This window comes from Pantoea sp. M_9 (assembly GCF_008631385.1).
Taxonomy (GTDB): domain Bacteria; phylum Pseudomonadota; class Gammaproteobacteria; order Enterobacterales; family Enterobacteriaceae; genus Pantoea; species Pantoea eucrina.
Genome location: NZ_VWUF01000002.1, coordinates 324,786 through 338,587 on the forward strand (window position 1 = coordinate 324,786; position 13,802 = coordinate 338,587).

Annotated in this window: 12 protein-coding genes; all 12 read left to right on the forward strand. The window is 56.9% G+C overall.

Annotated features, from left to right (window positions below; genetic code table 11):
* Nucleotides 1-10 precede the first annotated feature (10 nt).
* The 12 genes from F3I15_RS05400 to F3I15_RS05455 all read left to right on the forward strand — a co-directional run bounded on the left by F3I15_RS05400 (nucleotide 11) and on the right by F3I15_RS05455 (nucleotide 13,475).
* A complete protein-coding gene (locus tag F3I15_RS05400) occupies nucleotides 11-466 on the forward strand; it encodes a tellurite resistance TerB family protein (protein WP_150016888.1) in 456 nt (151 codons plus the stop codon).
* 28 nt (nucleotides 467-494) lie between these two features.
* Nucleotides 495-1,529, forward strand: a complete 1,035-nt coding sequence (locus F3I15_RS05405) for a TerC/Alx family metal homeostasis membrane protein (RefSeq protein ID WP_150016890.1) — start codon at nucleotides 495-497, stop codon at nucleotides 1,527-1,529.
* 68 nt (nucleotides 1,530-1,597) lie between these two features.
* The gene (locus F3I15_RS05410) at nucleotides 1,598-2,176 is read left to right on the forward strand and encodes a TerD family protein (protein ID WP_150016892.1); all 579 of its coding nucleotides are present in this window, start codon (nucleotides 1,598-1,600) and stop codon (nucleotides 2,174-2,176) included.
* Nucleotides 2,177-2,252: 76 nt separating this feature from the next.
* Entirely contained in the window at nucleotides 2,253-2,828 is a 576-nt protein-coding gene (locus F3I15_RS05415; RefSeq protein WP_150016894.1) for a TerD family protein, read from the forward strand.
* 75 nt (nucleotides 2,829-2,903) lie between these two features.
* Nucleotides 2,904-4,136: a VWA domain-containing protein gene (locus F3I15_RS05420; protein WP_150016896.1), complete on the forward strand. Its 1,233-nt coding sequence runs from the start codon at nucleotides 2,904-2,906 to the stop codon at nucleotides 4,134-4,136.
* Nucleotides 4,137-4,187: 51 nt separating this feature from the next.
* The gene (locus F3I15_RS05425) at nucleotides 4,188-5,042 is read left to right on the forward strand and encodes a MerR family transcriptional regulator (RefSeq protein ID WP_223810680.1); all 855 of its coding nucleotides are present in this window, start codon (nucleotides 4,188-4,190) and stop codon (nucleotides 5,040-5,042) included.
* A 216-nt stretch (nucleotides 5,043-5,258) separates the two neighbouring features.
* Complete coding sequence (locus tag F3I15_RS05430; protein ID WP_150016898.1) at nucleotides 5,259-6,185, forward strand: aminoimidazole riboside kinase; 927 nt, start codon at nucleotides 5,259-5,261, stop codon at nucleotides 6,183-6,185.
* A 398-nt stretch (nucleotides 6,186-6,583) separates the two neighbouring features.
* The gene (locus F3I15_RS05435; protein ID WP_150017201.1) at nucleotides 6,584-7,792 is read left to right on the forward strand and encodes an aldose 1-epimerase family protein; all 1,209 of its coding nucleotides are present in this window, start codon (nucleotides 6,584-6,586) and stop codon (nucleotides 7,790-7,792) included.
* A gap of 244 nt (nucleotides 7,793-8,036) precedes the next feature.
* On the forward strand, nucleotides 8,037-9,593 hold the full coding sequence (locus F3I15_RS05440) for a carbohydrate porin (RefSeq protein WP_150016900.1): 1,557 nt from the start codon (nucleotides 8,037-8,039) through the stop codon (nucleotides 9,591-9,593).
* Between the two features lie 56 nt (nucleotides 9,594-9,649).
* Complete coding sequence (locus tag F3I15_RS05445; protein WP_150016902.1) at nucleotides 9,650-11,020, forward strand: sucrose-specific PTS transporter subunit IIBC; 1,371 nt, start codon at nucleotides 9,650-9,652, stop codon at nucleotides 11,018-11,020.
* Nucleotides 11,020-12,429: a sucrose-6-phosphate hydrolase gene (locus tag F3I15_RS05450; protein ID WP_150016904.1), complete on the forward strand. Its 1,410-nt coding sequence runs from the start codon at nucleotides 11,020-11,022 to the stop codon at nucleotides 12,427-12,429. The genes F3I15_RS05445 and F3I15_RS05450 overlap by 1 nt, the downstream gene beginning before the upstream one ends.
* 29 nt (nucleotides 12,430-12,458) lie before the next feature.
* On the forward strand, nucleotides 12,459-13,475 hold the full coding sequence (locus F3I15_RS05455) for a substrate-binding domain-containing protein (RefSeq protein WP_150016906.1): 1,017 nt from the start codon (nucleotides 12,459-12,461) through the stop codon (nucleotides 13,473-13,475).
* Nucleotides 13,476-13,802 lie beyond the last annotated feature (327 nt).

Below are 13,802 nucleotides of genomic sequence, written 5' to 3' on the forward strand. Positions count from 1 at the left end.
AGGAGCAACCATGAGCTTTTTCAACTCACTCAAAGACAAATTTAACGCCGGCCGCGATGAGCTGACCAAACAGGTAGGGCGCTATAAAAATCGCGCCTTTCTGGAAGGCACCGTGGCGGTCTGCGCCCGCATTGCGGTTGCAAGCGACGGTGTGAGCACCGAGGAAAAGCAGAAAATGATGGGCTTTCTGCGTGCCTCACCCGAGCTCAGTATCTTTGATACCACCGAAGTGATTCAGTTTTTTGAAAAACTGGTGACCTCCTACTCCTTCGACATGGAAGTGGGCAAAGGGGAAACCATGAAATATATCCTGGCCTTAAAGAACAAACCTGAGCAGGCGCAGCTGGCTGTGCGGGTCGGCATTGCTGTGGCCAAAAGTGACGGCGATTTTGATGCCACCGAACAGGCGAACGCGCGTGAAATTATCCAGGCGCTGGGCTTTCAGCCGGCTGAATTTGGCCTGTAATCGTTAATTATTCCTCTGGAGTGAACACATGGAATCGACCCACATCGGGTTCCCGATCGAAACAGTCGCGGTATTTTTACTGCTCTCTGTCGGGGCTATTTTTATTGATTTGTTCATGCACCGGCATGACAAACCTATTTCGCTCAAAAGTGCGGCCGCCTGGTCGGTGTTCTGGATCCTGATGGCGCTGGCCTTTGCCGGCTTCCTGTATGTGCATCACGGCGCGGAGGTGGCGAGCCTGTTTGTGACCGGTTATGCCCTGGAGAAAGTGCTCTCGGTTGACAACCTGTTTGTCATGATGGCGATCTTCTCGTGGTTTGCGATTCCCAACAACTACCGCCACCGCGTGCTCTACTGGGGTATCATCGGCGCCATCGTGTTCCGTGGCATCTTTGTTGCCATCGGGACCGGCCTGCTGGCGCTGGGGCCCTGGGTGGAAGTGGTGTTTGCGCTGATTGTTGGCTGGACCGCGGTCATGATGCTGAAAAGCGGTGATGACGACGATGAAATTGAAGACTACTCACAGCACTTTGCCTACCGCATGGTGAAACGTTTTTACCCTATCTGGCCAAAACTCAAAGGCAGCGCCTTTGTGCTGAGTCAGAAAGAGGTAGACGCAGAGCTCGCGAAACCCGAGAACGCCGACGTCCAGGTGGGGCGGGTCAGCAAAGCGGCGCGTTATGCTACCCCGATGCTGCTCTGTTTAGCTGTGGTTGAGCTGTCTGATGTGATGTTTGCGTTCGACTCCGTGCCGGCCGTGATCGCGGTCAGTCGTGAGCCGCTGATTGTGTACAGCGCCATGATGTTCGCTATCCTTGGTCTGCGTACACTCTACTTCGTGCTGGAAGGTCTGAAGCAGTATCTGGTGCACCTGGAGAAAGCGGTGATTGTGCTGCTGTTCTTTATCGCCTTTAAACTGGGCCTGAACGCCACCGATCACTTCTTCCACCACGGCTACGCCATTGGTGCAACCACCAGCCTCTATGTGGTACTGGGCGTGCTGGCACTGGGGATCATCGCGAGCCTGCTGTTCCCGGGTAAAAAAGAAGAGCAGGCAGAGTAAGTCAGGGCGCGGCCTCGCCGCGCTGTTGAATACCGCATACACCGTATGCAAGACGTGAGGAAAATAACATGGCAGTGACTCTCTCTAAAGGCGGCAACGTCTCTCTGGCAAAAGTCGATCCTTCACTGAAAAACGTGAAGATCGGTCTGGGCTGGGACACCCGCTCCACAGATGGTCAGGATTTTGACCTCGATGCCTCCGCTTTTCTGCTCACCGATGCAGGCAAAGTGCGTGGCGATCACGACTTCATTTTCTACAACAACCTGAAATCAGCCGACGGGTCTGTGACGCACACCGGTGACAACCGCACCGGTGAAGGCGAGGGCGATGACGAATCGCTGATCGTTGAACTGGATCGCGTGCCGCAGGACGTCACCAAGATTGTGTTTGTGGTCACGATCCACGACGCGGCCATCCGTCGTCAGTCGTTTGGTCAGGTTGCCAACGCCTTTATCCGCCTGGTCAATAATGACAGCAACGTGGAAGCAGCGCGTTACGATCTCTCGGAAGATGCGAGCACCGAAACCGCGATGCTGTTTGGTGAACTTTACCGCCACGCCGGCGAGTGGAAATTCCGCGCGGTGGGACAGGGCTATGCCGGTGGCCTGGCCTCGGTCTGTGCGCAGTACGGTATTAACGCATCCTGATTCGGCTGCAGCGGTTATGCAGCTACTTTCTGCCCGGTCTGGCCGGGCATCAGCCTAAAGTAAAGAGGATTTCACCATGGCAGTTAATCTGACAAAAGGCGGTAACGTAAACCTGTCCAAAGAAGCTCCCACCATGACCAAAGCCATTGCGGGTCTGGGCTGGGACTCACGCGTTACCGACGGTCAGGCATTTGACCTGGACGCCTCCGTGTTCCTGGTCGGTGCAGACGGTAAAGTGCTGTCCGACCAGCACTTCGTGTTCTTCAATAATGCCACCAGCCCGGATGGCTCGGTAGCACACCAGGGCGATAACCGCACCGGTGAGGGCGAGGGCGATGATGAGCAGGTCAAAATCTCGCTGGGCACCGTGCCGGCTGACGTGCAGAAAGCCGTGTTTGCCGTAACCATTTACGATGCAGAAGCCCGCAAGCAGAACTTTGGCATGGTTTCTAATGCCTACATCCGCATTGTAAACGAAGACAACAACAGCGAAATCGCCCGCTACGATCTGTCAGAAGATGCCAGCACGGAAACGGCGATGATTTTCGGTGAGCTCTATCGTCACAACGGCGAGTGGAAATTCAAAGCCGTGGGCCAGGGCTTTGCCGGTGGCCTGAAAGCGCTGGCCGCTCAGCACGGCGTGTCGGTGTAACATCGGATACCAGAAAAGCCTCTTCCCCGCGAAGGGGCTTTTTTTTGTCTGTTAACCACCCACAGGGAATGAACCATGGAACTGATGACCGGACAAAACATTGCCCTTGATAACGCCTGCCCGGAACTCTGCCTGACCTGGAAAACCCCGCCAGGATTCAGGAGTGACGTTGACGCGTCAGCGTTTTTGCTCGGCGCAGATGAAAGGGTGCTTGATGATGCGTCGATGATTTTTTTTAACCAGCCGCATAACGAAAACCGCAGTGTTGTCATGCACAGTCAGGACGGAGAGGCGCGTTTTCAGGTTCAGCTTTCTGCACTCTCCGCCGCCGTCACACGCATCGCGTTCACGCTGGTTATCGATGGCAGCGATACAGTCAGTGGTTTGCAGCAGCTGACTCTGCAGTGTGGTGATTATCGCTATGATATTGTACCGGGTGAACGGCGCGAGAAGGCCCTGATTGTCTGTCACCTCTATCGTCACCACGGACAGTGGAAGCTGCGTGCGGTCGGACAGGGATTTGAGGGAGGGCTTCATCCGCTGGCGCTGCATTTTGGCGTGGAAGTGGCAGAACCGGCCCCCGCCCCCCTGGTCAGCCTGGAGAAGAAGCTTGAAAAAATGCCGCAACTGGTCAGCCTGGCAAAACCCATCCGCGTCAGTCTGGAGAAACATCGGCTCTCAGCAGTAAAAGCGCAGGTTGCCTTTGTGCTGGATGCGTCAGGATCCATGACGGGCCAGTTCAAGCGCGGAAACGTGCAGAGGGTCCTGGAGCGGGTAGCGGCACTGGCCGTGCAGTTTGACGACGACGGGCGTATGCCGGTCTGGGCATTTGGTGAGCGATTCCGGCAATACGACGATGTGTCGATGGATAACCTTGAGGGCTACATCGATCGCATTCGCAACGACGGAAAACGCACCCTGTGGGAAATCCTGCCGGGTCTGGGCGGCACAAACAATGAGCCACCGGTACTGGAGGCAATTAACAACGTCTACCGCGACGCCACGTTGCCGGTGTATGTGGTCTTCATTACCGATGGCGGCATCAGCAAAACCCGGCTGATAAAAGAGAGGCTCAGGGAGTCGGCCACACTGCCAATTTTTTATAAATTTTTAGGGCTGGGCGGCAACAACTATGGTGTGCTGGAGCGCCTGGATACATTCACCGATCGTCTGGTCGACAACACGCACTTCTTTTCCATTGATGATTACGAACGGATCAGTGATGAGCAGCTTTACGATCAGCTGCTGGTGGAGTTTCGCGACTGGATTGATGTGGCGACAGACAAACGTATTGTGCGTCGCGCGTAATCACCACATTTTCTCACCGTTGCGCTTTAACAGCAAAAAGCGACCTGTTTTATGCAAATCAATGTCAATTCGGTATCAATTGCCGTTTGCCAGGCGCACAATAGACGTTCGTCGGCAGCGTTCTGTGCTGCCGACCTACACCCGATATCGGGGGACCTTATGAACGTATATTCGACCGACGCTATTTGCGGCCTGACCGGCATTTTGCCTGTCACCCTGCGTAACTGGCAGCGCGCAGGACTGATTACCCGACCTGATCAACATGGGAATTACACGTCTGGTCAGCTTACACGCATCTATTGTGTGCTGGACCTGACGGCGACCGGCAGTACGCTGCGCGAAATTTACGCTTTTCTGCATGGCAGCTCTCCGCTGCCGCATGATTGCTGGCAATGCCGGCAGGAAGAGATGACTGACCAGTTGTTTGACAGCTCAGACAGGGCGCTGCAAAAGCGTCTGCAACAGATGGGCAGTGACTACAGCGGTGATGATTTCGTGAATGCTTATCTCAAGCCGCTGAATCTGCTGCTGCGCAACGATCACAGTGCCGGTGCCAATGCGCGCCAGACGCGCTTTCATGACGCCGTGGTGTTTCATGCACGCAGCGTGATGCGCGCCTCTGTGCGGCGTAAGACGGTACCGGTTTTTCTTGAGGCGGTGAGTGTCGGTGACGCAACCGAAATCTGGTTTGAAGCCATTCGCCTGACCGGGCAGGGCTGCCGGGTAGAGGTATCCGAGAACGTGACCGGGCTACCGGCCACCGCAGTGTATCGGCATGACCACCATATGATGTGGTGCGGTGCCGGGATTTCGCCGCTGATGCAGTGGAACTTTCGCGAAAAATTGCGCAACGATAAACCCGTGATGCTAAGCGGCCCTGACCGTACAGTGCTGACGGCAGCGTAACAGTATTTACAGCCCGGCTGGCTGCCGGGTTGTTCCCCTCAGGCGGAGTTCAGCCGCCCTCCCAATACTCTGCCTGTCACCTCCCTGCATTCCCAAAATCTGGCATCACCCGCACACTTTTGCAAAATAGTAACCTGTACCTTTCTAACTCCCTCTGTTTATGCATAATAATAAATTCAAGCTAAACCGATTTAGCTCGCGATCAGGAGAAGTGAAATGACCAAACGGGTATGGTGTCTGGGCGATGCAGTGGTGGATCTGCTGCCGGAGTGTGATAACCGATTAATTCAGTGTCCCGGTGGTGCGCCTGCTAATGTGGCAGTGGGTATTGCCAGGCTTCAGGGCAACAGCGGCTTTATTGGTAAAGTAGGCGGCGATCCCTTTGGCACCTTCCTGATGGATACCCTTAAGGCCGAGCGGGTGAATACCGAGTTTATGCAGCCAGACGATGCACAGCGCACGTCGGTTGTCGTGGTGGCGCTGGACGCTGACGGCGAGCGGAACTTTACCTTTATGGTGCGCCCTTCAGCGGATCTGTTTATTGAAACGCACGAGCTGCCAGCCTTTCAGGCAGGCGAATGGCTGCACTGCTGTTCGATTGCGCTGCTCAGAGATCCCTCGCGGAACACCACGCTGACGGCGATGCAGCAACTGCATGAAGCGGGCGGCTTTGTGAGTTTTGACCCCAACATCCGGCACGATTTATGGGCGGATGAAGCAGAACTGCGCGACGCGCTTGCCCGTGCGCTGGCGCTGGCTGACGTGGTCAAACTTTCAGAAGAAGAGCTGACCTTTATCTGTAACACCCATGATATTGCGGCAGGTATGCAGCAGCTGGCTGAGCACTATGCGATTAAGCTTGTCCTGGTAACGCAGGGCCGGCAGGGCGTGCAGGCATGGTCCCGTGGCACACTGCAGCACTATCCGGCGCGCCCGGTGGTGAGTGTGGATACCACCGGGGCGGGAGACGCGTTTGTTGCCGGACTGCTGTGGCATTTAGCCGGGCAGGGTTTACCGCAGGATGATGCGCAGCTCAGAGCGTGTCTGGAGCGTGCGCAGATTTGCGGCGGACTGGCGACCACGGCGAAAGGCGCCATGACCGCGCTGCCTTATCTTGATCAGCTGCAGCAGCAGCTTGCCTGATTAAAGGGGTTTGAAGGCCACTCGCATCGTGCCGTGAGCAGGAATTGAAGATGACAGCGCGGAAAGAGTTACAGAGCGGATGTCACATCGAAACCCCTTCCCGTTAACGGCACCATTCCGTGAGCAGACTGGTCTCATTATTAAGCACCAGCCAGCACACGGTAATTTATCCTCATTGAGCTGAAACGATTAAACCAAATGGCAGCATTTCAGCTTAATGTCTCTCTCTGCACGCCCGGATACGCCGTTTTAACCGCTTGAAATGTGATCCAACCCAGATTTACAAAGATTACTGGCGGGATAACTGACTGAAGTGAAGCATCTCACGGTTTCATTTTCCTCATGTTTGTACGCTTAGCTGACATTAGCTAAATCAATTCAGCAAAGGATGCATCATGATGAAAGTAGCATTACTGGCCGGTGCGGTCATGGCAGGGATCAGTGTTCAGGCAGCAGCACAGACATGGGTGCTGACGGATGCTGAAGCGGGAACCGACAAAGGGAACTGGCAGATTAACAGCAAAGCGCTGAAGCTGGGCGGCCAGCCGTTCAGCATTGAACAGAAAGTCCTGCATGGCGGTAAACAGGAAGGCTCAAAAGTCATCACGATCACCAGTCCGGACGGCCTCACCATCGCGCTCAGTCCGACGCGCGGAATGGATTTACTGCACGTACACGGGCACGGCGTACGTCTGGGCTGGGACTCGCCGGTGGATGAGGTGGTCAACCCGGCCTACATCAACCTGGAGAGCCGCAACGGCCTGGGCTGGCTGGACGGGTTTAATGAGATGATGGTGCGCTGCGGCTATGAATGGACCGGGCATCCGGTTACTGAAGATGGCCGCATCTATACGCTGCACGGTAAAGCGGGCAACACACCTGCTTCGCAGGTTGAGGTCACCGTGGATGACAAGGCCCCGCATGAAATCCGCATTCGCGGGCTCATCAAAGAGCACACCTTCAAAAAATCGAACCTCGCTACCTGGACCGAGCTGCGCTACGTACCGGGTTCAGATGCCTTCACACTGCATGATGTGTTAACCAACCACGGCGATTATCCGCAGGATTATCAGATTATCTATCACAGCAACTTCGGCACGCCGATTCTGGAGAAAGATGCGCGTTTTATCGCACCGCTGAAGTCCGTTTCGCCGTTCAATGACTATGCGCAGAAAGGGCTGGATAGCTGGAATGTCTACGGTGCGCCCACTAAAGATTTTGATGAGATGGTGTTCAACCTGGTGCCAAAAGCGGACAGCAACGGGAAAACGCTGGCGGCCGTGGTGAACAGCAAAGGCGACAAAGGTGCATCCATTGAGTTTGATACCCGCCAGCTGCCGGTGCTGACCATGTGGAAAAACACCGACACGCTGAAGCAAGGGTATGTCACTGGCATTGAGCCAGGCACCAGCTATGCCTATCCGGTGACCATTGAAAAAGAGCAGGGCCGGGTAAAGCAGCTGCAGCCGGGCCAGAGCACCACGTTTGAGCTGACCTACACGCTGCTGAAAGATGCTGATGCCGTTAGCAAAACAGAACAGCGTATCCAGCAGCTTCAGGGCGATGACAAGGTCACGGTTGACCAGCAGCCCGTTGCCAAAGAGTAAGCTTTCGGGCAGAGCATGGCTCTGCCCTTTTTCCCGCATTTCCCGCATTTCCCGCCCCATCACCGCTCGTGTCACACCCCCTTTGCTACGCCCAAACGCGCAATTTTGCGAGAGACTTCACATCACTTAAAACGGTTTAGCAAAATCAGTTGCGCGCCGTGATAAAGCTCGTCAGGATTTAACGACTAAACCGGTTTAGCAAAAACAATATCTGATAATGGCTACCTCTCAGGGACGCAACATAATGAAAATAAGCACCCTCGCGCTTGCCCTTAGCGCAACGTTGAGTTCGGGGTCGGTCTGGGCCGCCACGGACATGAGCAGTATCGAAGCACGTCTTGCGGCAATGGAAAAACGGCTGGCAGCCGCAGAGCAGCGCGCCAGTGTGGCAGAACATCGCGCAGACGCGGCGGAAAAACAGGCGCAGCAGCTTGCCGCGACACAACAGCAGAACCAGACGGCGCTCGCCCGGGTGGAAGCGCGCACGGCGAAAGCCCTACCCGCAGAACCTGCAGCCTCCACCCCACCTGCAGCATCCGCTGCGGCGGGCAGCGCCACTGAGGGATTCGAATTCCATGGTTACGCCCGTTCCGGCCTGCTGATGAACAGCTCCGCGGCTAAAACGCAGGGCGGCCCCACGGTCACGCCGGCGGGGGAAACCGGTGGGCATGTTGGCCGGCTGGGCAATGAGCCGGACACCTATGTAGAGCTCAATCTTGAGCACAAACAGACGCTCGCCAGCGGGGCCACTACCCGCTTTAAAGCAATGCTGGCAGACGGTCAGCGCACCTATAACGACTGGACGGCAGCCAGCAGTGACCTCAACCTGCGTCAGGCGTTTGTGGAGCTGGGCCAGTTGCCAACGTTCACCGGCGCGTTTAAAGACGCCACCGTCTGGGCGGGAAAACGCTTTGATCGGGACAATTTTGATATTCACTGGATCGACTCAGACGTGGTGTTTCTGGCGGGTACCGGGGCCGGTATTTATGACATGACGTGGGGCGAGGGGGTGCGCAGCAACCTCTCGGTGTATGGCCGCACGTTCGGGGATATCGAAAACAACGAGAACACTGCGCAGAACTACATTCTTTCACTGAATAATTTTGCTGGCCCGCTGCAGCTCATGGTCAGTGGCATGCGCGCGAAAGACAACGATCAGCGCACCGATATCGAGGGTAACCGCGTGAAAAGCGATGCAGCCAATGACGGCGTGCATGCGTTAGTGGGGCTGCATAACGACAGTTTCTATGGCCTGCGCGAAGGATCGGCAAAAACGGCACTGCTTTACGGTCACGGCCTGGGCGCGGAGGTGAAAACCCTGGGATCGGACGGCGCGCTCTTACCTGAGGCAGACACCTGGCGTCTGGCGAGCTACGGCATTACGCCGCTGGGCGGCGGCTGGCACATTGCGCCGGCGCTGCTGGCACAAAGCAGTAAAGATCGCTACGTCAAAGGCGACAGCTATAAGTGGGCCACCGCAAACCTGCGCCTGATCCAGGAGTTCACGCAGAATTTTGAGATGCAGTATGAAGGCTCCTACCAGTACATGGATTTGCGCCCTGAAGGCTACAACAGCCGCAACGCCGTGAGCGGCAACTTCTACAAGCTCACCGTGGCACCGACGCTGAAAGCCAGCGACGTGGGTGACTTCCTGAAGCGCCCTGAAATCCGCCTGTTTGCCAGCTGGATGGACTGGGATCACCGCCTTGATAACTATGCCAGCGATGATGCCTTTGGCAGCAGCGGCTTTAAAGCCGGCGGCGAATGGAACTTTGGTGTGCAGATGGAAACCTGGTTCTGATGACGTGGCCCCTGCGGGGGCTTTTTCCCGAGAGATAACAGAAAAAAGAGGTAATCATGGACGTTGTACAGATTTCCCGCGCGTTGCTGCCGCTGCTGGGTGGCTGGGAAAATATCGCCAGTGCGGCGCACTGCGCCACGCGCCTGCGCCTGGTGCTGGTGGATGATGCCAGGGCAGACACCACGGCCATTGGCAAACTTGATGGCGTAAAAGGCTGCTTCCGCAACGCCGGCCAGCTGCAGGTCATTTTTGGTACCGGCGTGGTGAATAAGGTGTATGCAGCCTTTATTCGCGAAGCCGGCATCAGCGAAACCAGTAAGTCAGAGGCGGCGGATATTGCTGCCCGCAAGCTCAACCCTTTCCAGCGGATTGCGCGTCTGCTGTCGAATATCTTTGTCCCCATTATTCCGGCGATCGTGGCCTCCGGCCTGCTGATGGGGCTGCTTGGCATGGTGAAAACCTACGGCTGGGTCAACCCGGAAAACGCGCTCTATATCATGCTGGATATGTGCAGTTCGGCGGCATTTATTATTCTGCCTGTCCTGATCGGTTTTACCGCTGCCCGCGAGTTTGGTGGCAACCCGTTTCTCGGTGCAACGCTTGGCGGCATACTCACGCACCCGGCGCTGACCAACGCCTGGGGCGTAGCGGCAGGCTTCCATACCATGAACTTTTTTGGTATCGAAGTGGCGATGATTGGCTATCAGGGCACGGTATTTCCGGTGCTCTTAGCGGTATGGTTTATGAGTGTGCTGGAAAAACAGCTGCGTCGCGTGATCCCCGATGCCCTGGATCTGATCCTGACGCCATTTCTCACAGTGATTATTGCCGGCTTTGTGGCACTGCTGGTGATTGGTCCGGCGGGCCGTGCGCTGGGTGACGGCATCTCACTGGTGCTCAGTACGCTGATTGCTCACGCGGGCTGGCTGGCAGGTTTGCTGTTTGGCGGTCTTTACTCTGTCATTGTGATCACCGGCGTGCACCACAGCTTTCACGCGATTGAAGCGGGTCTGCTGGGTAACCCCGCTATTGGCGTGAATTTCCTGCTGCCTGTCTGGGCCATGGCCAACGTCGCACAGGGTGGCGCGTGTCTGGCGGTGTGGCTGAAAACCAAAGACATCAAAGTCAAAGCGATCGCGCTGCCGTCGGGCTTCTCGGCACTGCTGGGCATCACCGAGGCGGCCATTTTTGGTATTAACCTGCGCTTTATGAAACCCTTTATCGCCGGCCTGGTGGGGGGTGCACTGGGTGGCGCCTGGGTGGTGTCGGTGCATGTTTATATGACGGCCGTGGGCCTCACCGGTATTCCCGGGATGGCGATTGTGCAGGCCAGCTCACTGGTGAATTATGCTGTTGGTATGGTGATTGCGTTCAGCGCCGCCTTTATCCTCTCGTATCTTCTGAAATACAAAACGGACGCTGAGTAATGGCCACTGACACCTTATTATCCGCTATCCTGCAGGCAGTGATGCGCGGTCAGCCGCGTGCGCTCAGCGATGCACACTATCCGGGCTGGCATCTGGCGCCGGTGACAGGCCTGCTGAACGATCCCAACGGTTTTATTCATTTCAACGGGCGCTACCACCTGTTTTATCAGTGGAACGCACTGGGCTGCCAGCATCAGCACAAGTGCTGGGGACACTGGAGCTCAGCGGATTTACTGCAGTGGCAGCATGAACCCCTTGCGCTGATGCCGGATGAGGCCTATGACCGCAGCGGCTGTTACTCCGGCAGCGCGGTCGATAACAACGGTGTGCTGACGCTGATTTACACCGGCAACGTGAAGTTTGAGGACGGGGGCCGCACGGCCTGGCAGTGCCTGGCGGTGCAGAACGAGGCGGGCGGCTTTGACAAACTGGGGCCGGTGGTTGCGCTGCCTGACGGCTACACCGGACACGTCCGCGATCCCAAAGTCTGGCGGCACGGTGAGCACTGGTACATGGTGCTGGGCGCACAGGATACCGCGCTGCAGGGCAAGGTGCTGCTGCTGCGATCAGAGGATTTACAGGCGTGGCAGCATCTGGGTGAACTCGCCGGTAGCGGTCTCAACGGCCTGGGGGCGGCGGGCTACATGTGGGAGTGTCCGGATCTCTTCACGCTGGGAGACAGCACGTTTCTGATCTGCTGTCCGCAGGGAATCGCCCCTGAAGCACAGCGTTTCCTGAATGCGCACCCCAGTGCGTGGCTGGCCGGGGATCTGGATTATGACACTGCGCGCTTTACCCACGGCGGCTTTCACGAGCTGGACGCAGGCTTTGAGTTTTATGCGCCGCAAACCACGCTGACCGATGACGGCCGTCGCCTGCTGGTGGGCTGGATGGGGGTGCCGGATGGCGAAGAGATGCATCAGCCCACCATCGCACACGGCTGGATCCACCAGATGACCTGCGTACGTGAACTGGGCACGCACAACGGAAAACTCTATCAGCGGCCGGTTGCGGAGCTGCAGGCGCTGCGAGATAAGGAGCAGCGCTTTCAGGGGCGAGCCGCGGACGCACCGGCTATGCCCGCCCGGCGGCTGGAGCTTGAGCTCGCGGGCACCGGCGGGATCACGGTGGATTTTGCCCATACGCTGCGCCTGGAGTGGTGCGATGACGGGCTGCGCCTGGCTCGCCGCAGTCTGGTCAGCGGTGAGTGGCACTATCGTTACTGGCAGGGCGCGGTGACGCAGCTGCAGATCCTGTGTGACCACTCCAGCGTGGAAATTTTCATCAACCACGGGGAAGGTGTGATGAGCAGCCGCTATTTTCCGGTACATCCGGCCGCGATAACCCTGATCGGGGACACAGAAGTCGCGGTGCGCTACTGGTCGCTGCGGCGCTGCGTGGTAGAATAAGTCATTGTTTCCCTAACCGATGCCAAGACGTGAGAAAAACCAAACGCGTAACCATCACTGACATCGCTGCGCTGGCGGGGGTCTCCAAAGCCACCGCCAGCCTTGTGCTTAATGGCCGGGGCAAAGAGCTGCGTGTGGCCAAAGAGACGCGGGAGCGGGTTTTGTCCCTCGCACGCGAGCATCATTATCAGGCCAGTATCCATGCGCGCCTGCTGCGCGACAATCGCAGCCATACGCTGGGACTGGTGGTGCCGGAAATCACCAACCACGGCTTTGCGGTGTTCTCGGATGCGCTGGAGAACCTCTGCCGTGAAGCCGGGCTGCAGCTGCTGATCTCCTGCACAGACGAGAATGCCGGTCAGGAGCGCGTGGTGGTGGATAATCTGGTGGCCCGTCAGGTCGACGGACTGATTGTGGCCTCCAGCATGTCCGGCGACAGCGACTATGTGAAGCTCAGCGAACAGCTGCCGGTGGTGCTGTTTGACCGCTATATGGATGAGACGCAGCTGCCGCTGGTGATCACCGATGCCATCACGCCCACTGCCGAGCTGGTTGAAAAACTGGCGCGTGCGAACCCGGATGAAATCTATTTTTTAGGCGGGCAGGCACGTCTTTCGCCCACGCGCGACAGGCTGGCAGGCTTTCTGCAGGGCCTGGAGCAGGCCGGTGTCACGCCAAAACCGGAGTGGATCATTCACGGCAACTACCATCCCAGCAGCGGCTATGAGATGTTTGCCGCGCTCTGCGCCCGGCTTGGCCGGCCACCAAAAGCCCTGTTCATCGCCGCCTGCGGGCTGATGGAAGGGGTGCTGCGCTACATGAGCCAGCATCATCTGCTGAAAAGCGATATCCGCATCGCCAGTTTTGACGATCACTACCTCTATGACTCTCTGTCTGTGGCCATCGATACCGTTGAGCAGGATGTACCGCGCCTGGCGCAGGAGTGCTTTACGCTGCTGACCGCCCTGATTGCAGAGCAAGAACCCGCCTCCAACCGCAAGGTGCTGCCCGCCACGCTCAGGCTGCGCCATGGACAGCCCCACTAGCTCAGCCGTAACCAGCAAAATCTCTGCTAAGCAGGTGTGTTGCCCCCATCGGTCCGGGTCCTGACGTGCTCCGTCAGCCCGGCGCATGTCACGCGCCCTCACGCAAAACGTGCAAATGTGTTTCTCTTTGGGGCGGTATTAACTCCGGTCCATGAAGATAAAGAGCATGATGCAGATCACAAAGTTTCTGTTTATGCAGGCAGTTAACGATGAAAACACCCTAAAAGCAGAGTTGAAGCACCTCACAAAACACAAACCCCGTAAAAGCCTGCGTCAGGCATCGTCAGCACAGAGCTGCAATGTTAAATATCTGTAAGCAAAAGTTTT

Coding starts and splice junctions, on each gene's coding strand:
- F3I15_RS05400 (WP_150016888.1), top strand. CDS start 11: ATGAGCTTTTTCAACTCACTCAAAGACAAATTTAACGCCGGCCGCGAT.
- F3I15_RS05405 (WP_150016890.1), top strand. CDS start 495: ATGGAATCGACCCACATCGGGTTCCCGATCGAAACAGTCGCGGTATTT.
- F3I15_RS05410 (WP_150016892.1), top strand. CDS start 1,598: ATGGCAGTGACTCTCTCTAAAGGCGGCAACGTCTCTCTGGCAAAAGTC.
- F3I15_RS05415 (WP_150016894.1), top strand. CDS start 2,253: ATGGCAGTTAATCTGACAAAAGGCGGTAACGTAAACCTGTCCAAAGAA.
- F3I15_RS05420 (WP_150016896.1), top strand. CDS start 2,904: ATGGAACTGATGACCGGACAAAACATTGCCCTTGATAACGCCTGCCCG.
- F3I15_RS05425 (WP_223810680.1), top strand. CDS start 4,188: ATGCAAATCAATGTCAATTCGGTATCAATTGCCGTTTGCCAGGCGCAC.
- F3I15_RS05430 (WP_150016898.1), top strand. CDS start 5,259: ATGACCAAACGGGTATGGTGTCTGGGCGATGCAGTGGTGGATCTGCTG.
- F3I15_RS05435 (WP_150017201.1), top strand. CDS start 6,584: ATGAAAGTAGCATTACTGGCCGGTGCGGTCATGGCAGGGATCAGTGTT.
- F3I15_RS05440 (WP_150016900.1), top strand. CDS start 8,037: ATGAAAATAAGCACCCTCGCGCTTGCCCTTAGCGCAACGTTGAGTTCG.
- F3I15_RS05445 (WP_150016902.1), top strand. CDS start 9,650: ATGGACGTTGTACAGATTTCCCGCGCGTTGCTGCCGCTGCTGGGTGGC.
- F3I15_RS05450 (WP_150016904.1), top strand. CDS start 11,020: ATGGCCACTGACACCTTATTATCCGCTATCCTGCAGGCAGTGATGCGC.